This window comes from Halomonas garicola (genome assembly GCF_055382465.1).
This window is the reverse complement of record NZ_AP043931.1, coordinates 1,773,524-1,793,215: the sequence shown is the minus strand read 5'-3', so window position 1 is coordinate 1,793,215 and position 19,692 is coordinate 1,773,524. Positions and strand designations below refer to the sequence as shown.

Annotated in this window: 15 protein-coding genes; 8 read left to right on the top strand and 7 right to left on the bottom strand. The window is 63.2% G+C overall.

Going from position 1 to position 19,692, the window contains the following annotated elements; translation table 11 throughout:
- Window positions 1–19: 19 nt before the first annotated feature.
- Both ACZ46Y_RS08700 and ACZ46Y_RS08695 read left to right on the top strand, forming a co-directional pair.
- Window positions 20–1,195, top strand: coding sequence for a M24 family metallopeptidase (locus ACZ46Y_RS08700; protein WP_311953178.1), 1,176 nt, complete (start codon window positions 20–22; stop codon window positions 1,193–1,195).
- Window positions 1,196–1,219: 24 nt separating this feature from the next.
- Window positions 1,220–1,432: a hypervirulence associated TUDOR domain-containing protein gene (locus tag ACZ46Y_RS08695; RefSeq protein WP_311953174.1), complete on the top strand. Its 213-nt coding sequence runs from the start codon at window positions 1,220–1,222 to the stop codon at window positions 1,430–1,432.
- A 30-nt stretch (window positions 1,433–1,462) separates the two neighbouring features.
- Here ACZ46Y_RS08695 and ACZ46Y_RS08690 read toward each other — a convergent pair whose 3' ends face one another.
- The 6 genes from ACZ46Y_RS08690 to ACZ46Y_RS08665 all read right to left on the bottom strand — a co-directional run bounded on the left by ACZ46Y_RS08690 (window position 1,463) and on the right by ACZ46Y_RS08665 (window position 8,618).
- On the bottom strand, window positions 1,463–1,819 hold the full coding sequence (locus tag ACZ46Y_RS08690; protein WP_464380034.1) for a hexameric tyrosine-coordinated heme protein: 357 nt from the start codon (window positions 1,817–1,819) through the stop codon (window positions 1,463–1,465).
- A gap of 298 nt (window positions 1,820–2,117) precedes the next feature.
- Entirely contained in the window at window positions 2,118–3,470 is a 1,353-nt protein-coding gene (locus tag ACZ46Y_RS08685; RefSeq protein ID WP_311953162.1) for an MFS transporter, read from the bottom strand.
- 185 nt (window positions 3,471–3,655) lie between these two features.
- Window positions 3,656–5,248 carry an MFS transporter gene (locus ACZ46Y_RS08680; RefSeq protein WP_311953157.1) on the bottom strand — a complete coding sequence of 531 codons (1,593 nt, stop codon included), beginning with the start codon at window positions 5,246–5,248 and terminating at the stop codon, window positions 3,656–3,658.
- Window positions 5,249–5,487: 239 nt separating this feature from the next.
- Window positions 5,488–6,165: a two-component system response regulator NarL gene (gene narL / locus ACZ46Y_RS08675; RefSeq protein ID WP_311953152.1), complete on the bottom strand. Its 678-nt coding sequence runs from the start codon at window positions 6,163–6,165 to the stop codon at window positions 5,488–5,490.
- On the bottom strand, window positions 6,162–8,024 hold the full coding sequence (locus ACZ46Y_RS08670; RefSeq protein ID WP_311953148.1) for a histidine kinase: 1,863 nt from the start codon (window positions 8,022–8,024) through the stop codon (window positions 6,162–6,164). Before ACZ46Y_RS08670 ends, narL begins: the two co-directional genes overlap by 4 nt.
- 144 nt (window positions 8,025–8,168) lie before the next feature.
- A complete protein-coding gene (locus tag ACZ46Y_RS08665; protein ID WP_311953144.1) occupies window positions 8,169–8,618 on the bottom strand; it encodes an Rrf2 family transcriptional regulator in 450 nt (149 codons plus the stop codon).
- A 239-nt stretch (window positions 8,619–8,857) separates the two neighbouring features.
- On the opposite strand from ACZ46Y_RS08665, the gene hmpA reads away from it, so the two are divergent.
- The 6 genes from hmpA (at window position 8,858) to ACZ46Y_RS08635 (ending at window position 17,952) form a co-directional block, all read left to right on the top strand.
- Complete coding sequence (gene hmpA, locus ACZ46Y_RS08660; RefSeq protein WP_311953141.1) at window positions 8,858–10,027, top strand: NO-inducible flavohemoprotein; 1,170 nt, start codon at window positions 8,858–8,860, stop codon at window positions 10,025–10,027.
- A gap of 227 nt (window positions 10,028–10,254) precedes the next feature.
- On the top strand, window positions 10,255–14,031 hold the full coding sequence (locus ACZ46Y_RS08655) for a nitrate reductase subunit alpha (RefSeq protein ID WP_311953137.1): 3,777 nt from the start codon (window positions 10,255–10,257) through the stop codon (window positions 14,029–14,031).
- Complete coding sequence (gene narH / locus ACZ46Y_RS08650; protein WP_311953134.1) at window positions 14,028–15,605, top strand: nitrate reductase subunit beta; 1,578 nt, start codon at window positions 14,028–14,030, stop codon at window positions 15,603–15,605. Before ACZ46Y_RS08655 ends, narH begins: the two co-directional genes overlap by 4 nt.
- 67 nt (window positions 15,606–15,672) lie before the next feature.
- Window positions 15,673–16,398, top strand: coding sequence for a nitrate reductase molybdenum cofactor assembly chaperone (narJ, locus tag ACZ46Y_RS08645; RefSeq protein ID WP_376717570.1), 726 nt, complete (start codon window positions 15,673–15,675; stop codon window positions 16,396–16,398).
- 12 nt (window positions 16,399–16,410) lie between these two features.
- Window positions 16,411–17,094: a respiratory nitrate reductase subunit gamma gene (gene narI, locus ACZ46Y_RS08640; protein ID WP_311953127.1), complete on the top strand. Its 684-nt coding sequence runs from the start codon at window positions 16,411–16,413 to the stop codon at window positions 17,092–17,094.
- 39 nt (window positions 17,095–17,133) lie between these two features.
- Window positions 17,134–17,952, top strand: coding sequence for a peptidylprolyl isomerase (locus ACZ46Y_RS08635; RefSeq protein ID WP_311953124.1), 819 nt, complete (start codon window positions 17,134–17,136; stop codon window positions 17,950–17,952).
- Here ACZ46Y_RS08635 and ACZ46Y_RS08630 read toward each other — a convergent pair.
- Entirely contained in the window at window positions 17,949–19,490 is a 1,542-nt protein-coding gene (locus ACZ46Y_RS08630; RefSeq protein ID WP_311953120.1) for a cation:proton antiporter domain-containing protein, read from the bottom strand. The two genes, ACZ46Y_RS08635 and ACZ46Y_RS08630, sit on opposite strands and share 4 nt — an antisense overlap.
- Between the last annotated feature and the right edge of the window lie 202 nt (window positions 19,491–19,692).

Sequence of the window (19,692 nt, the reverse complement as noted above, 5' to 3'; positions counted from 1 at the left end):
GTTTTCAGGAGCGCTGCCCGTGGATCATCACGCCTACCGCTATGCCTTGGCCGAGCGCCTGGCCGAGAGTGAGCTGCCCTTTGCCCCCGCCGAGCTCGCGGCGCGTCGCCGGCGAGTGCACGAAGCCATGCAGACTGCCGGGCTCGAGGCGCTGTTGCTCACCGATCCCGCCGATATTTTTTACCTAACGGGGTATCACACCTTTGAAGTCTCGGTGCACGTGTGCCTGGTGGTGTCGGCCGAGCGGCTGGTGCTACAGGTGCCCTCCATCGAGGTCGGCCCCGCCGTGGTCACCGCCGCGGTAGACGAGATACTGGACTACCGCTGGGAAGGCATCGGTGAAGTCATCGAGCCACTGATCGATATCCTGGCTCCGTACCAGTCCATCGGCCTGGACGCCTTCGGCGCTGGCCTGCGCTTTGGGGTCATTCGCGAACTGCAGGCGCGTCTCGGGGCCGGGCGTTTCCGTGATGATGGGGGCGAGCTGCTCGACCGCATCCGTATCGTCAAGACACCCGCGGAGCTCGACTGCCTGCGAGAGAGTGCACGAATTACCGCGGCGGGATTGCGCGCGGCCGAGGCGATTATTGTGCCGGGCGTCACCGACAACGCGGTGGCGGCGGAGGGCAGCCGGGCCATGCTGGCGGCGGGCAGCGAGTTCATGAGCCTGCAGCCCATCGTTACTGTCGGCCGACGTATCGGCACCATTCACGTCAACCATAAGCGTCAGGTCATTGAGCGCGACGACCCGGTGTTTCTGGAGTTCGGCTCCGCTTTCCAGCGCTATACCGCGCCGATGATGCGCACCGCCGTGGCGGGCCTGGCCAGCGCCGAAATGCAGGCGTTGCGCGATGTCTGCCGTGGGATGTTTGAGGCGCTGTGCGACGCCATGCGACCGGGTGCCTCCTTCGACGATGCGGCGCAGGCCGCCGAGGCGGTGTTGGCGCCCCACATCGAGCGCGTGTTCTTTTCGGGAGTGTTTGGCTATGCGGTGGGGGCCCAGTTTCCGCCCAGCTGGGTTGAGGGGACGGGCTATATCGCTCGCGGTCAGTACGCCGAATTTGCCACCGATATGGTCTTCCATCTGCCGCTTTGCCTGCGGCTGCCGGGCCAGTGGGGGGTTGGCATGAGCGACACCGTGCGGGTCACCCCCGAGGGTGGAGCGCCGCTCACCAATAATACTTATCAGCTGTGAAGACCCTTAAACAAGGAGTAGGCTATGTCAGCGAAATACAAGATTGGCGATCATGTAACCTGGAACTCGGAAGCGGGGTGGGTTAGCGGCCACATCATCAAGGTTCATACTCGGGATTTTACCTACAAAGGCCATCCGCGTCGCGCTTCGAAGGAAGAGCCGCAGTATGAGATTGAAAGCGACAAAACAGTTCATATTGCAGCGCATAAGGAAGGTACGCTGAAAAAGATAGACTAAGGCGTCAGGTTTATAGCCAGCAAGTGCCTATCACTCCTCCTGCCAGTAATCGTTGGCGGCGGCGACGGTCTGGAAGTGGGTAGCGATTACCTGGGAAGCAGCGATCAGACTATCGGGGTCGTTGGCATAGGTTTCCCGCAGCCCCTTGCGTACGCTGGTGTCCGGCTGAGTGGTCCCTACGCCTTTCTGGGAGAGCGTGACCGCTAGCGCAAAGCCTTCCTGGGGTGTCTCAGTGATCAGGCTTGGAAGCCATTGCTCAGAGGTGGTGGATTCCTGTTGGTCTTCGGCCAATGCCGTCCCCGTCAACCCGAAAGTCAGCATTCCACCCAATACCAGCGATGGCAGTGTTCTGAATGTCCTTGCCATGGTGCGTTTTGCGTTGCTCATTCTCTCATCTCCCGGCCGAACGTTTGCGGCTGTTGTTATTCTATAAATTCAGGATTTAATAGGAAAGCTATTACTGATGCAGGCGCCTCTGCTTTATTGAATGTGATCTTTTTACAACATTCAGCATAGCAGTAGATATCGTTCGCACAAGATCAGAGCTATCGCCGTTGAATATGCCCCGAGGAGCCGGGAACAGGTCGAAGGGGGCATAGCGGTCGGATAGCCAGCCGCCAGAAGCAGGAATGCCACCCGAAGGTGGCATTCGATGCTGTCGTCCTGCTGTCGTCAGGTGACGGTATCAGGCGCCGGGCTGGTTGCTCTGTTGCCGCTGGGCGTGAGCCTGCGCCGGCTCCTGGATCTCCGGCAGGTAGCGGTAGCGTTCCTCGCCCAGTTCCGGAACGCGCTGGCGCTCCATGCGGCGAATCGCCCCGTGCATCCAGATCAGCGATATTGCCACCAGCAGGAATAGCACCATGTAAGAGCTGGTCCAGATCCCGGTAAGGTCGAGCACTGCGCCGAACAGGATCGGCAGGAAAAAGCCGCCAAGCCCGCCAATCATGCCAACCAATCCGCCTACCGAGCCGACGTTGTGCGGGTAGTAGACCGGGATGTGCTTGTAGACCGCCGCCTTGCCCAGCGACATGAAAAAGCCCAGCAGCATGGTCAATATCACCACGCCCCACAGCGGCATCGCCAGGGAGAAGGCTAACTCGCCTTCCTTGCCCTGGACCACATAGCGAGTCTCGGGGTAGGCGAGCAGGAACAGGCAGATCAGCGAGGTAATGAAAGTCAGATACATGATGGCGCGCGCTCCGTAGCGGTCCGACAGCCAGCCGCCGAGAGCGCGAAAGACGCTCGCCGGCAGGGAGTAGAGGGCCGTTAGGGTACCCGCCACGGCGATACTCACGTCGTAGGCCCCGACGTAATAGCGCGGCAGGTAGGAAGCCAGCGCCACGAAGGCGCCAAAGACAAAGAAGTAGTACAGGGAAAAGCGCCACACCTGGATATCTTTGAGAGGCGCCAGCTGCTCCCGGGCGGAGGTTGCCTTGCCGCCCTGGCCGCGCCTTGTGCGAGTCAGCGGGTCTTCCTGGGTGAATACCCAGAAGACAACGGCCATCACCGCCAGGACGATGGCATAGACCACCGCGGTACGCTCCCAGCCCACTGCCAGCAGTAAGAAGGGGGCGGCGAAATTGGTCACCGCCGCGCCGGCATTGCCGGCACCGAAGATACCCAGCGCCGTGCCCTGCGCCTCCTTCTCGAACCAGTAGGAAGTGTAGGCAATACCGACGATGAAGGAGCCCCCGGCCAGGCCTACGCCGAGGGCGGCGACCAGGAACATGGCGTAGGATTCGACGTAGGAGAGTAAAAAGACGCAGGCCGCCGTGACCAGCATCAGCAGGCTGAATACGCGCCGTCCGCCCAGCTGTTCGGTCCAGATACCCAGGAAGATACGGCTCACGGAGCCGGTCAATACCGGCGTGGCCACCAGAATCCCGAACTGGGTCTCGCTGAGGCCCAGGTCCTGCTGGATCTTGACGCCGATGATGGAAAAGATGGTCCATACCGCAAAGCAGACCGTAAACGCCAGAGTACTGAACGACAGGGCTCGATACTGTTGGGGGCGGGTGACCCCCTCGAGATGTTTCATGATGTCTCTCCATGGGTGGCGACTGAGGTTGCCTGTTTCAGTCTGGCGCCCCGCCGTCGAACGTTCTTGATACACATCAAGCGTTTGCTGTGTCTACCTCTGAAAGACCGGCGAGCTATTACCTATGGGGTAGCGCTGCCTACCCCTTGTGGCCGGGCTCTCGGAAGGCGCCCGGCGCGGCAGGGTTATGGGTTTTTGACGTAGGCATTTTTGCGCAGGTAGAACCACCAGTTGATCACAAGGCAGGCGGCGTAGAAGGCGGCGAAGCCGTACATGGCGAGCTCCGGCGTGCCGGCCTTGATCTGGTCGCCGATGACCCGTGGGGCGATGAAGGCGCCGTAGGCGGCGATGGCCGAGGTCCAGCCGAGCACCGGGCCTTTCTGGGTGGCGTCAAAGATCACCCCGATACTGCGGAAGGTGGAGCCGTTGCCGATGCCGCTGGCGGCAAACAGCACGATGAACAGCGCAAGGAAGGCCCAGAAATACTGGTTGGGGTCGGTGGCGTTGTAGGCCAGCATCATCACGTAGCCGGTGGCAACGGATGCCAGCACCATCACTATCGAAATGATCTGGGTAACGATGGCGCCGCCAAACTTGTCGGCGATCCAGCCGCCCACCGGGCGGATCAATGCGCCGACGAAGGCGCCAATCCACGACCAGGTCAGGGCGCTGGGGGCGTCGGGGTTGGTAATGCGCGTGACGCTGCCGTCGGCGGCCACGTCCATCATGTTGCCGAAGATAATGTTGATCGACAGCGGCAGCGCGGCGGAAAAGCCGATAAAGGAGCCGAAGGTGGCGGTGTAGATAATCGTCATCGCCCAGGTGTGGGAGTTGCCGAATATCCGGTACTGGTTGCGGATGGCCGGCTTGAGGCTACCCGGCAGCAGCAGTAAAAGCCCCAGGGTGAGCAGAATGGTCAAGGGCAGCGCCAGCCACATGTTGATCCAGCCAAGCGCCAGCACGCCGGCAAGCGTGGCGACCATCCCCAGCGCGTAGAGACCCAGTATCTTGCCGAACGCCGTCGCGGGACTGCCGGTCTGGGGCGAGAGCGTCTTGAGGTTGTTCATGCCGAACCAGCCGGCAAAGGCCAGCGGAATCAAAAACAGCATCCAGACGAAGCCGGCGTTCTGGATCCAGGTGTCGGTGCCGGCGTCGATGCGGCCGATCAGCGTGCCGCTGGCGCTTTCCAGGGCCATGGGGCCGCCGGCCAGGGAGCCGAATAGCCCCACGGTCATCACCAGCGGCACCAGAATCTGCATGGTGGTAACGCCAAAGTTGCCCAGGCCCGCGTTCATGCCCAGCGCATAGCCCTGCTGTTTTTTGGGGAAGAAGCCGGAGATATTGCTCATGGAGCAGGCGAAGTTGCCGCCGCCTATTCCTGACAGCAGCGCCAATGCCTGAAATATCCAGAACGGCGTGGCCGGATTCATTAGCGCAATACCGGTCCCCAGTGCCGGTATCATCAGCAGCGCAGTGGTCAGAAAAATGGTGTTGCGCCCGCCGGCGACGCGGATCATGAAGGAGGCGGGAATGCGCAGCGTGGCGCCGGCAAGCCCGGCAATGGCGGTGAGCGAGAACAGCTGATCGACGCTGAAGTCAAACCCCAGGTTTTGCATCTGGGTGGTGATCATGCCCCACATCATCCATACCGCAAACCCGAGCAGCAGGCTGGGGATGGAAACCCAGAGATTGCGGGTGGCGACGGCTTTGCCTTCCTTTTCCCAGAAGTCGGAGTTTTCGATATCCCAGCGGTCAATATCGGCGTTTTTTCTGGTCATGGCGTATCCCCTTGGACGCAGTTACCGCAAAAAGCAGCGCTACGGGGAAGATACGCATTGCCGGGACGGGAATAAACGGGGGCATGGCGGGCGGCGTTCCCGTTGGCTACTCCTTTTGGGGTAGCTTTGTTTTTGGCTAATCATCTGTTTTTGCTGTTGTTTTCACGATACGTCGGCGCCGGATGCGCTTTTCCGGCTACCACCCGGTTCTTTGGAGGTAGCCGCCGGGAACGAGCGCTTTAATGATCTGGCGCAAGACCCTGCTGCACGGCCCAGACCGCGGCCTCGACCCGGGAGCGCAGGCGGAGCTTTTTCAGCAGGTGCTTGACGTGGACCTTGACCGTGCCTTCGGTGATCTCCAGCTTGCGGGCGATCAGCTTGTTGGACATGCCGGCGGCGAGCTCGTGGAGAATTTCGCGCTCGCGCCGGGTAAGCACGTCCAGCGTGGGGGCGGTCTCGGCGTGGCGCTGGCTGCGCAGGGCCCGGGCCAGCAGGTTGGTCAAGTCGTCGCTGATGGCCATGCGGCCCAGCGTGGCCTGGCGCAGCTGGTGGACGAGCTCTTCAGGCTCCATGTCCTTGAGCAGGTAGCCGTCAGCGCCGCTGCGCAGGGCATCGACTACGTTGTCTTCCTGGTCGGATACCGTGTACATGATGATGCGGCCGGCAAAGCCGCCGTCGCGCAGCCGCCTGAGCAGCTCCAGACCGTCAATCTCGGGCATGTTCAGGTCCAGCAGGAGCATGTCGGGCTCCTGGGCGAGGGCCTGTTCCAATCCCTCTCGGGGCGAGCCGGTGTCAAACACCAGCGTCAGGTCATCTTCGATTTCCAGCAGCTGGCGGACGCCGCGGCGCAGCAGGGGATGATCGTCAATCACCATGATGGTGGCGGGAGATTCGGTGTCGACAGTTGTCATGGTCACAAACTCTCTTCTTTAATCAGTCGGTCAGCCAGGGGGGTCATGTAAAGATGCACCCCGGTACCGCCCCCTGCGCGGTTGTGCAGGTCAAGCTGGGCATCGATATGCCGCGCCCGGTCGCGCATGATCACAAGCCCGTAGTGCATGGGCGGCGAGTCATCGTTTTCCAGCCCGATCCCGTCGTCCTCGATGGCCAGGTGCAGGCGTGCCTGGCGAAAGGTGAGGCTGACGCGGGCCCAGTGGGCGTGGGCGTGCTTGACGGTATTGGCCAGGGCCTCGCGGGTGATCTGCAGCAGGTGAACCTCTTCGTTGGCGCTGAGCAGGTGGGGAGGCACCTGGTAAATCAGCTCGATGTCGAATTCCAGCCGCTCGCTGAACTCCTGCACGGTCTGCTCGAGGGCAGGCTGCAGGCCGGACTTGTCCAGCGACAGGCGGAAGGTGGTCAACAGCTCGCGCAGCTGGCGGTAGGCGCTGTTGAGCCCTTCGCGCAGATCGCCGATCACCTCGGTCTGGCGCTCGGCGGGCAGCCCCTTGGTCTGCATGCGCTCAAGCCTTGCGACCTGCATCTTGAGATATGAAAGCGACTGGGCTAGCGAATCGTGCAGCTCCCGGGCAATGATCGTGCGCTCCTTGATCAGCGACAGCTGCTGCTGCTCTTCGATGCGCTGCTCTAAATAGATCGCGGTGGCCAGCTGGTCGGCCAGGGTGTTCAGCAGCCGGTGCGTGGACGCGCCGGGCGCTTTTAGGTAGCTCACCGTGAGGTAGCCCAGGGTCAGGCGGCCGGCCACCATGGGCAGCACCAGCGCCCGAGCGTTGGCGTCAACCAGGGGAATGTTGTTGGCGCCAGACGTGTCGTCGTCGGTGCCCAGGCAGGCAAAGCAGTCAAGATCCCGGCAGTAGAGCGGGCGCTCCGGCGAATGAGTGGCCAGAATCTCCATGTCGCTGCCGTCGTGCTCGTTGTGCAGCGACAGCACAATGGGGCCGATGTCGAGCACGTTTTCCAGCCGGCGCAGCAGCGGCGCGGCGCTGGCGCAGAGGTCGTTGCCGCCGCCGTACAGGGCGTGGCTGCTGTCGTGTATGATCTGCAGGGCGTGGTTGTGGCGCTCGAGCTCGGCGGTTTTCTGCGCCACTCGGTCTTCCAGCGCCTGGTAGCTGACATCCAGCTCGGCGGCCATGTGGTCAAGCGTACGTCCCAGTTTGCCCATCTCGTTGCGGCTGGCGAAATGGCTGCGGCCGTCAAAGCGGCGCTGGCTGAACTGGCGGCTGAGCTCCATCAGCCGGCGCACCGGGCGGGCCAGGCTGCGGCGCATGTCGACAAGGGCAACCAGCAGCAAAAGCGCCACTATGCCGAGAAACACCACCTGGGTCGTGCCCATCAGGCTGATCCGCGCTTCGGTGGTGCGGGCGCGCAGGGCGACGAAGCGGTCAACCTCGCGGATATAGGCGTTGAGTTGGGCGGTGGCTCGGGTCCGCTGCGCCCGGCCGCCGTTTTCCGCCGCGTCCACGGCGGGTACGACGTGGCGGTGAAAGCGATCGCGCAGCTGCTCAAGGGCGGCGTTGATATTATCGGCGGCCTGTCGGCCGATGACGTCGCAGTGCGAACGGGCCTCGAGGGTGGTGCTATCCAGCCGGTTTTCCAGCGCCAGCACCCGGTCGAGAGGTTCGGCGTCAGCCAGGCTCAGGGCATGGATGATGCGGGCGCCGGCCAGGCGTAGCGCGCCGGCTTCGTTGATCGCCGCGGCATTGCCCCGGGTGCTGTTCGCCATGACCACGGTCAGGCCGATGCTGGCGAGTGCCAGGCTGCTGATCAGCACCAGATAAGCGACAATGCGCGCAACAAGCGAATGCCGTAAAGCGTTCATGCAACTCCCGTGAGCGAATCAGTTCCAGGGTAAGGCGCGGCCTGTGGATCATCCCTGGGCACGGGCAGTGTATTACGTCTTTGGAGGTATAAGAAGTGGTCGCGCTACCTCTTTGGGCTGATGGCCGCGGTGGCGCGGCGGGCGTCAAGAGACGTTGGCGGCGGGAATTCTCAGCAGCCGGGCAAGCTCTGTGCTGCGGCCGTCGAGCATGTCGGCCAGGGTGTATTTGTCGAGCACGCCGAGAAAGGCGTTCAGCGCCTCGGCAAGAATCGGCTGCAATCGGCAGTGGGGGGTGATCACGCAGGCGTTGTCTTCGCGGAAGCATTCGACCAGCGCCATTTCCTGCTCGGTATCGCGGACCACGGCGCCGAGGTTGATGCTGGACGGCGGCCGGTTGAGCAAAAGCCCACCGTGCTTGCCGCGCATGGCTTTCAGGTAGCCTTTCTGGTTCAGCTCCTGGACGACCTTCATCAGATGGTTGCGCGAAATATCAAACGTCTTGGCGATTTCGCTGATGGTCGAGCGCTCTTCCCCTTTGGTGGCCAGATAAAGCAGCACGCGAACGGAATAGTCGGTAAATCGCGTTAAATGCATAAAATGTCGCCTGAAAAACCTTTCCTCTATTGTACGAGCTCTGCCGTATTTTGCTAACGCGGAAGGGCGCCAAAAGGCTCGGCTAGCGGCGGTCAATTGTCGCGGTTTAATTGCCGCGAGGGGGCATGCTTGGTATATTTAAGATGCATTTTATATACATCTTATGGCGTTCCCCCTCGCCTTGAGATGAGCCGGTAGCAACGTTTGATAGCAATACACGCTTGACACAAGAGGTAGCCATGCTTACGCAGGCCCAAGAACAGATCATCGATACCACCGCCCCCGTGGTCGCCGAACACCTCGACGCCATTACCCAGCGCTTTTACCCCCTGATGTTTGAACGCTACCCCGAGGTAGCCTCGCTGTTTAACCAGGCCCACCAGCAGGACGGCGGGCAGCCCCGGGCGCTGGCCAGCGCCATTCTGGCCTATGTGCAGCTGCGTCAGACCCCGGAAACCGCGCGCGCCACCCTGGAAACCGTGGTCAACAAACACGTTTCGCTGGATATCCAGCCCGAGCAGTACCCCATCGTTGGCGAGTGCCTGATGGCAGCCATCGCCGAGGTGCTGGGCGACGCCGTCACCCCCGAGGTAGCCGACGCCTGGACGGCGCTTTACAACGAGCTCGCCGGGCTTTTGATCGAGCTTGAAGAGCAGCGCTATCAGCAGTTTGAAAACAGCCCCGGCGGCTGGCGCGGCACCCGGCGGTTCCGCATTGCGGCGACCCACCAGGAAAGCCGGGTGATCCGCTCGTTTATCCTCGAGCCCGAAGACGGCGATCCGGTAGCCGAGCATGCGCCGGGCCAGTATATCGGCGTCAAGCTCGAGATCGACGGCAAGCCGGTATATCGCCATTACAGCCTGTCCGACGTGCCCAACGGGCAGAGCTATCGGCTGTCGATCAAGCGCGAGCCCGAAGGCCTTGCCAGCCGCCACTTCCACGACCGTCTGAATGTCGGCGACAGCATCGAGCTTTTGCCGCCCGCCGGCGAGCTGACCCTGGCCCAGGGCGACGAGCCGCTGCTGCTGATCAGCGGCGGGGTGGGGCAGACGCCGCTTCTGCCCATGGCGCGCCAGGCGCTTGCCGAAGGCCGCCGGGTCACCTACGTGCACGCCGCAATAGATGCCGAGCACCACGCCTTTGCCGATGCGCTGGCAAGCCTTGCGCGCCAGCACCCGCAGACGCTGAAAGCCGTCACCGTGCATGAGCAGGGCGATGCGGCGGACTACCAGGGCCGAGTGAACCAGGCGCTGCTGGAAGCCTGCCTGCCCGACAGCGCGCGCTGCTACTTTGTCGGCCCCCACGGCTTCATGGACGCGGTGAATCAGGGGCTTGCGCACCTGGGCGTGCCTCAAACCCACCGCCACTATGAATACTTCGGCCCGGCCAAGGCGCTAAGCGCCGCCTAAGCCGCCCGCGCGGCACGCCGCGCCTCAGCCGATCGCGAAGGTTTGACCTCACCCCCTATCCCCTTAGTGGTAGGGGGTGAGTTTATAGAGGTAACCGGGCAGAAATCGGCCGTTCAATCCGTCAAAATCGATCTCAAGATACCTGCTACCAGGTAAGTGCTTTAGACCATCGCGTTTTATGAAAGCCTTTTTTTGAAGCGTTTTTGTAAAAGCCAGGGAGATCGACCATGAGTCACTTCATTGACCGGCTGAATTTTTTCCGCAAGCCTCGCGAGCCGTTTGCCGACGGCCACGGCGAGCGGCGCCAGGAGTCTCGCCAGTGGGAAGACAGCTACCGCCGCCGCTGGCAGCACGACAAGATCGTGCGCTCCACCCACGGCGTCAACTGCACCGGCTCGTGCAGCTGGAAAATCTACGTCAAGAACGGCCTGGTCACCTGGGAAACCCAGCAGACCGACTATCCGCGTACCCGCCCGGACCTGCCCAACCACGAGCCCCGCGGCTGCCCCCGGGGCGCCAGCTACTCCTGGTACATGTACAGCGCCAACCGGCTCAAGTATCCGCTGATCAGAAAGCCGCTGCTGGCGCTGTGGCGCAAGGTGCTCGCGGACAAGAAAGACCCGGTTGAGGCCTGGGCGGCGATTGTCGAAGACCCGGCCCATACCAAGCAGTACAAGCGCGCCCGGGGCATGGGCGGCTTCGTCCGCGCTGACTGGGACGAGCTCAACGAGATCATCGCCGCCTCCAACGTCTACACCGCCAAGCAGTACGGGCCGGACCGCATTATCGGCTTCTCGCCGATTCCCGCCATGTCGATGATTTCCTACGCCTCCGGGGCGCGCTATCTGTCGCTGATCGGCGGCGTCTGCCTGTCGTTCTACGACTGGTACTGCGACCTGCCGCCGGCCAGCCCCCAGACCTGGGGCGAGCAGACCGACGTGCCCGAATCCGCCGACTGGTACAATTCCGGCTATATCATCGCCTGGGGCTCCAACGTGCCCCAGACGCGCACGCCCGACGCCCACTTCTTCACCGAAGTCCGCTACAAGGGCACCAAGACCGTCTCGATCACCCCGGACTATTCCGAAGTCTCCAAGCTCACCGACGAGTGGCTGTCCGCCAAGCAGGGCACCGACGCCGCGCTGGCGCTGGCCATGGGGCACGTGATCCTCAAGGAATTCCACCTCGACAACCCCAGCGCCTACTTCACCGACTACGTGCGCCGCTACACCGACATGCCGTGCCTGGTCGAGCTCGAGCCGCGCGAAGACGGCAGCTACGCGCCGGGCCGGCAGATGCGCGCCAGCGACTTCGAGGCGAGCCTTGGCCAGGGCAACAACCCCGAATGGAAAACCGTGGTCTGGGACGAAGCCCGGGACCAGCTGGTGGTGCCGCGCGGCTCCATCGGCTTTCGCTGGGACGAGGACGAGGTCAACCGCGGCAAGTGGAACCTGGAGTCCCTGGACGCCGACGGCGCCGAGCTTGCGCCGCTTTTGAGCCTCGACAAACGTCGTGACGAAGTGGCTCGGGTGGCGTTTCCGTACTTTGGCGGCATCGAGCACAAGCACTTCGAAAGCGTCAAGAACGAAGGCGTCCACGACGAGATCCTCTACCACAGCCTGCCGGTCAAGCGGGTCACCAAAGCCGACGGCACGGAAGTGCTGATGGTCACCGTCTTTGACCTGATGTGCGCCAACTACGGCATCGACCGCGGCTTTGGCGCCGAAGGCGAAGACGACGGCGCTACCGACTACGGTCAGCTGCGCCCCTACACCCCCGCGTGGCAGGAGAAGATCACCGGCGTGCCCGCCGAACAGGCGACCCGCATTGCCCGGGAGTTCGCCGACAACGCCCACAAGACCAGCGGCCGTTCCATGATCATCGTCGGTGCCGGGATGAACCACTGGTACCACATGGACATGAACTACCGCGGCCTGATCAACATGCTGATCATGTGCGGCTGTATCGGCCAAACCGGCGGCGGCTGGTCGCACTACGTGGGCCAGGAAAAGCTGCGCCCGCAAACCGGCTGGACGCCGCTGGCCTTCGGCCTGGACTGGCAGCGCCCGCCGCGCCACATGAACGGCACCTCGTTTTTCTACAACCACTCAAGCCAGTGGCGCTACGAGAAACTCGAGATCAAGGAGCTGCTCTCGCCGCTGGCCCAGGCCAAGGACTACTCCGGCAACCTCATCGACTACAACGTGCGCGCCGAGCGCATGGGCTGGCTACCGTCCGCGCCCCAGCTCAACACCAACCCGCTGCACCTGGCAGGCGCGGCGGAAAAGGCCGGCATGGGCACCGCCGACTACGTGGTCGACCAGCTCAAGAGCGGCAAGCTAAGCTTTGCCTCGGAAGACCCGGACAACCCGCAGAACTTCCCGCGCAACATGTTCATCTGGCGCTCCAATCTGCTGGGCAGCTCGGGCAAGGGCCACGAGTACATGCTCAAGTACCTGCTGGGCACCCGCCACGGCATCCAGGGCAAGAACCTGGGCGAGGCCGGCGCGCACAAGCCCGAAGAGGTCAAGTGGCACGACGAGGCCCCGGAAGGCAAGGTCGACCTGCTGGTGACCCTGGACTTTCGCATGTCCACCACCTGCCTGTATTCCGACATCGTGCTGCCCACGGCCACCTGGTACGAGAAAAACGACCTCAACACCTCGGACATGCACCCCTTCATCCACCCGCTGACCGCGGCCACCGACCCGGCGTGGGAGTCGCGCAGCGACTGGGACATCTACAAGGGCATTGCCAAGGCGTTCTCCAAGGCCTGCGTAGGCCACCTGGGCGAGGAGACCGACCTGGTCACCCTGCCCATGCAGCACGACTCCCCCGGGGAGCTTGCGCAAACCGCGGTGCTCGACTGGAAGAAGGGCGAGTGCGAGCCGCTTCCGGGCAAGACCATGCCGAGCCTGGTCGAGGTCAAACGCAACTACCCGGAAACCTACGAGCGCTTTACCTCGGTGGGCCCGATGCTTGAGAGCGTCGGCAACGGCGGCAAGGGCATCAACTGGCAAACCGAAAGTGAAGTCGAGCTGCTGCGCAACCTCAACCACCGCAAACTCGACGGCCCGGCGAAAGGCCAGCCGCTGCTCGACAGCGCCATTGACGCCGCCGAGATGATTCTCACCCTGGCGCCGGAAACCAACGGCCAGGTAGCGGTAAAAGCCTGGGGGGCGCTGTCGAAAATCACCGGTCGCGACCACACCCACTTGGCGAAGCCCAAGGAAGACGAAAAGATTCGCTTCCGCGACGTGGTGGCCCAGCCGCGCAAGATTATCTCAAGTCCCACCTGGTCGGGCCTGGAAGACGAGCACGTGTCCTACAACGCCGGCTACACCAACGTTCACGAGATGATTCCGTGGCGCACGGTGAGCGGCCGCCAGCAGCTGTATCAGGATCACCCCTGGATGCGCGCCTTCGGCGAGAGCCTGCTGGTGTATCGTCCGCCCATCGACACCAAGGCGGCGGCCAGCGTGTCCGAGCCCCAGGGCAACGGCAACCCGGAAATCGCGCTCAACTTCCTCACCCCGCACCAGAAGTGGGGGATCCACTCGACCTACTCGGACAACCTGCTGATGCAGACGCTGTCCCGGGGCGGGCCGATCATCTGGATGTCCGAAGACGACGCCCAGTCCATCGGCGTGGAAGACAACGACTGGATCGAAGCCTACAACGCCAACGGCGCCATTGCCGCCCGGGCGGTGGTCAGCCAGCGGGTCAAGAACGGCATGGCGATGATGTACCACGCCCAGGAGCGCATCGTGAACATCCCCGGCTCCGAGATCACCGGCACCCGGGGCGGCATTCACAACTCGGTCACTCGGGTATGCCCCAAGCCGACTCACATGATCGGCGGCTACGCGCAGCTTTCCTACAGCTTTAACTACTACGGCACCGTGGGCTCCAACCGCGATGAGTTTGTGCTGGTGCGCAAGATGCACAACATCGACTGGCTCGACGGCGAAAACAACGACTACGTTCAGGAGGCCGTTAAATGAAAATTCGCTCCCAGGTCGGCATGGTCTTGAACCTCGACAAGTGCATCGGCTGTCACACCTGCTCGGTGACGTGCAAGAACGTCTGGACCAGCCGCGAAGGCGTGGAATACGCCTGGTTCAACAACGTCGAGACCAAGCCCGGCATCGGCTACCCCAAGGAATGGGAAAACCAGGCCAAGTGGCGCGGCGGCTGGATGCGCGGCAAGAACGGCAAGATCACCCCGCGCATCGGCGGCAAGTGGCGGGTGCTGGCAAATATTTTCGCCAACCCCGACCTGCCCGAAATCGACGACTACTACGAGCCGTTCACCTTCGACTACGAGCACCTGCACAATGCCAAGCAGGGCGAGCACCAGCCCACCGCGCGGCCGCGCTCGCTGATTTCCGGCCAGCGCATGACCAAGGTGGAGTGGGGCCCCAACTGGGAAGAGATACTTGGCACCGAGTTTGCCAAGCGGCGCAAGGACATCAACTTCGAAAAGGTGCAGGCCGACATCTACGGCCAGTTTGAAAACACCTTCATGATGTATCTGCCGAGGCTCTGCGAGCACTGCCTGAACCCCACCTGCGTGGCGGCGTGCCCGTCCGGCGCGATCTACAAGCGTGAGGAAGACGGCATCGTGCTGATCGACCAGGACAAGTGCCGCGGCTGGCGGATGTGCATTTCCGGCTGCCCGTACAAGAAAATCTACTACAACTGGAAGTCGGGCAAGTCCGAGAAGTGCACCTTCTGCTATCCGCGCATCGAGGTCGGCCAGCCCACGGTGTGCTCGGAAACCTGCGTGGGTCGCATCCGCTATCTGGGCGTGCTGCTCTACGACGCTGACCGCATCGAAGAGGTCGCCAGCACCCCGGACGAGCAGGATCTCTATCACCGCCAGCGCGAGATTTTCCTCGACCCGCACGATCCCGAGGTCATCGCCCAGGCGAAGAAGGACGGGGTGCAGGACAACGTCATCAAGGCGGCCCAGGAATCGCCGGTGTACAAGCTGGCCATGGACTGGGGCCTGGCGCTGCCGCTGCACCCGGAATACCGCACTCTGCCCATGGTCTGGTACGTGCCGCCGCTGTCGCCGATCCAGTCGGCAGCCGAGGCCGGCGACGTCGAGTTCGACGGCATCATGCCGAAGATCGAATCGCTGCGCATTCCGGTGAAGTACCTGGCCAACATGCTCACCGCGGGCGAAGAGGCGCCCATTGTGCTGGCGCTCAAGCGGCTGATGGCGATGCGCCTGTACATGCGCGGCAAGCACGTGGAGGGCAAGCTTGATGCCAGCGTGCTCGAAGAGGTCGGCCTGACCGAAGCTCAGGTCGAGGATATGTATCGCTACCTGGCGATTGCCAACTACGAAGACCGCTTCGTGATTCCGACCAGCCACCGGGAACTGGCCACCGACGCCTTCCCCGAGCGCGGCGGCTGCGGCTTCAGCTTCGGCGACGGCTGCCACGGCGAAAGCTCGCCAAGCCTGTTCAACGGCCATCCCACTACCGCCACCATGGTAAAGCCGGTGGACGTCTATGAGCCCGAGAAAAATGCCCCGTCGGAGACCAAGATGGAGGTGACCCATGAGTAACGCGGCCGAAGCGTACACCCCGGACGCGCAAGGGCCCGGCGCGCAGGCGCCGGGGTCGGACGTGGAAATGCTCAGCCTGCGGGTGCTGGCGAGACTTCTGGACTATCCCACCGCCGAGCTGCAGGAGGCCGCCGGCGAGATGATCGAAATCATCGACGCCGAGCGCCGCTGGACGACCTCGCGCCGGCGCACCCTGATGAACTGGTGCCAGCGCATTGCCGATGCCGAGCTTTTGGAGCTTCAGGCCGAGTACGTAGCGCTTTTTGACAAGGGCAAGGCGACCTCGCTTTTGCTGTTCGAGCACGTCCACGGCGAGTCCCGGGATCGCGGCCAGGCCATGGTCGACCTGATGAACGAGTACGAGAACGCCGGCTTTGAACTCGATGCCCGGGAGCTTCCGGACTACCTGCCGCTGTTTCTGGAGTACCTGTCGACCCGGGGCGAGGCGGATATTGCCCGCTGGCTGGGCGAAATCCGCCATATTCTGGCGCTGCTCGCCGCGCGCATGGAAGAGCGCGACGCCGAACACGCCCTGGTGCCCGTGGCGCTGCTGGCGCTGATCGGCGCCGAAGGCGAGGTCGAGGCCCACCGCGAAGCCGCGCGCACCGAGGAGCGCGACGATACGCCGGAAGCCCTGGACGCCGTCTGGGAAGAAGAGGCGGTAAGCTTCACCGCCGAATCGGATCAGGACTGCGCGATGCAGTCGGCAGAAGGACGCCGGCTCGCCGAGCGCAAGAACACGGTACCCAGTGACCCCGTGAAAATCATGCCGTCCGGCCCGTCCGCTGGCTAAAGGAGAAACGCCATGTTTATCGAATACCTGCAGCACCTGATCTATGGCTACTATCCGTATCTGGCCGGTACGGTGTTTCTGGTGGGCAGCCTGTTGCGCTTCGACTACGGCCAGTACACCTGGAAGACCGGCTCCAGCCAGATGCTCTCGTCAAAGAACATGCGCCTGGCGAGCAACGTCTTCCACATCGGCATCCTGGTGATCTTTTTCGGCCACCTGTTCGGCATGCTCACCCCGCACTGGATCTATGCGCCGTTCATCAGCGCCGGCGCCAAGCAGATCGTGGCCATTGTCATCGGCGGCATCGCCGGGGTGATGGTGCTGATCGGCGGCGGCATGCTGCTTTATCGGCGCCTGTATAACCCTCGGGTCAAGGCGTCTTCGAGCACCATGGATACCCTGATCCTGGCGATTCTGGTACTGCAGGCTGCCCTCGGCGTGACCACCGTGTTCTTCTCCCTTGGCCACCTGGACGGCGCGATGATGCTGACCCTGGCGTCCTGGGCCCAGGCCATCGTGTTCTTCAGCGGCGGCGCGGCGGACTACATGGCCGACGTGGCCTGGATCTACAAGATCCACGTCTTCCTCGGCCTGACCATCATCCTGCTGTTCCCGTTTTCCCGCCTGGTGCACGTCTGGAGCATACCCTTTGGCTACGTCACTCGGCGCTACCAGCTGGTGCGCAAGCGGGGGTAAAAGTCAGCGGAATCATTCGACAGTGACAAAGGTATCGCCATGCAGATGATTGATGTGGAACAGCTGCCAGGGACGCAAACCCCGCCGCCGGTGAGCGTTGGCGGCCGCGAGATCAGCGAGGCGGACATTGCCGCCGAGATGCAGTACCACCCGGCGGACAGCGCCGGCAGTGCCCAGCTAAAGGCCGCCCGGGCGCTGGTGGTGCGCGAGCTTTTGCACCAGCGAGCCCAGATGCTGGGGCTGGCGGCGCAAGACAGCGAAGCACAAGCGTCGGGTGACGCCATCGCCGCGCTGCTGGAAGCCGAGCTTGCCGTGCCCGAGCCCTCGGAAGACGACTGCAAGCGTTTTTACGAGACCCACCCCGAGCGCTTCAGCCAGCCGGTGCTGATCGAGGTGCGCCACATTTTGCTGGCCGCGCCGCCGGACGACGCCGAAGCCAGGGATGCCCAGTATCACAAGGGAGTGGCGCTGCTTTCCGAGCTCGCCGAACACCCCGAGCGTATGACCGAGCTTGCCCAGCGTCATTCGGACTGCCCGTCCAAGGACGACGGCGGGAGCCTGGGCCGGCTCATGCCGGGCCAAACCGTTGCCGAGCTTGACCGGGCGCTTAAGCATCTGCCGGTGGGCCTGCACGACCGGCCCCTGGCCTCGCGCTACGGCTGGCATCTGGTGATAGTGGATCACCGCGAAGAAAGCCGCCAGCTGCCCTACGACGAAGTGACCGACCAGGTGCGGCGCAGCCTGCACGAGCAGGCCACAAGGCGCGGCCTGCGCCACTACCTGCTGGCGCTGGAGTCCGACATCGGCGTGGAAGGCGTGGCGCTGGATGACGACAGCGGCGCAAGCCTGATGCGCTAGGCCTGAGCCTTGAGGCACTCGCAGGTTTTTTCGGCAATGCCGATGCCCGCACCGGACATCAGCAGATAGGTATGGTCGACGCCCGCGGCCTGGAGGGTGCTGGCTTCGTCCTGAAAGTGCAGGCCGGCGATAATATTGCCGTGAAAGCCGCCTTTTCTCAGCTGCCGGGTGGCCATCAGCTTGCTTTCGACGGTGGGCATGGCAAGCGTAACGGCTTTCAGCTGCGTCATGTCCAGGTGATGCCAGAAGCCGGCGTCTTCGACGTCGGCGTAGAGAACGTGGCGCCCTTTCTGTTCGGCTTTGTTGGGGTCCGAGTCGAGGCCGATGACGCTCACCCCCTGCTCGACAAAAAAGTCGTAGGCCGCACTGCCGGTTCGCCCCATGCCCAGCACCAGCACGTTAGCCTGGCCAAGGTCGGCGGGCTGTTCGTCGGGGTGGCGGGTGTTGGTTTCAAAGCGCACCAGGTATTTTTCCAGGCGGTCGAACAGCGGGTGGGCAAAGCGGTTGAGCGGGGCGGCGATGACAAAAGACAGCGCCACGGTCACCGCCAGCGGCACCAGCCATTCCTCCATGATGCTGGCGGCGACGATCAGGCCGAACTCGCTGTACGCCGACAGGCTCAGCCCGCCGAGAAAGGCGTTGCGCGCCCGTACCCGGAAGGCGATGAGCAGGGCGGAGAACAGCACGCCCTTGAGCGGCAGCAGCAGGGCAAAAATCGCGGCGAAGGTGAGCGCCTCGGTATCCGGCAGCCCGGACATGCCGATCTGCAGGAAAAAGCTGATCAAAAACACTTCCTTGATCCCCCACAGCGCCTGGGACAGCTCCTGGGCGCGGGGGTGGCGCGAGAGCGTAAGCCCCATGGCCAGCGCCCCCACCTCCGAGCTCAGCCCCACCGCCTGAAACCCCATGCCGCCGGCGGCGACGGCCAGCACCACGCCCATCAGCACCAGCAGCTCGTCGTGGGCGGCCACCCGCATCAGCCAGTAGAACAGCGGACGCAGCAGCGGCAGGGCGAGCACCCAAAGCGCCCAGATGGACGGGGTCTGCCCGCTGTAGACGCTGAGCACGGCAAGCGCGATCAAATCCTGCATCACCAGAATGCCGATGGCGATGCGCCCGTGAAAGGCGCGCAGCTCGCCCTTGCCCTCAAGCACCTTGGCCGCGAGCACCGTGCTTGAAAACGACAGCGCAATAGAGAGAAGAATGGCGGTTTCCAAGGGCAGGCCGGCCAGCCAGATAAACCCGGCGGTAAATATCGCGCCGCTGATCAGCAGGTGAGCAAAGGCGCTGCCCAGCACCACCGGCTCAATCAGGTTCTTGACGTTGAGCTTGAGCCCGATGGTGAAAAGCAGCAGCAGCACGCCCAGGTGCGCGGTATGCTCAAGGATCGGCCCGGCATCGGTGGGCAGCCCCACGGCGGGGCCGAAGGCGTTGAGCGCAAACCCCGCCCCGAGAAACCCGACCAGCGGCGGCAGCCCGATCTGGCGCACCAGGATGCCGAACACGAAGGCAAACGACAGCGTGACGACTTCAAGCATGAGGGTAAGGCGTGGCGTTGGCGCCCGGGCAGCGCCCGGCGGGCATGTTGGCGTAAGGCATAGCGGCGTTGGCCTCCCTGGGAACGGCGCGGCGACCCCCGGCGAAGGGGTCGGATCGCGTCGGCATTTTACCGTTTCTCGGCGTCAACACCAGCGGCGAGCGGCATCTTATCTGCTAAAATCGGGCGCTTTTCTGACTTTC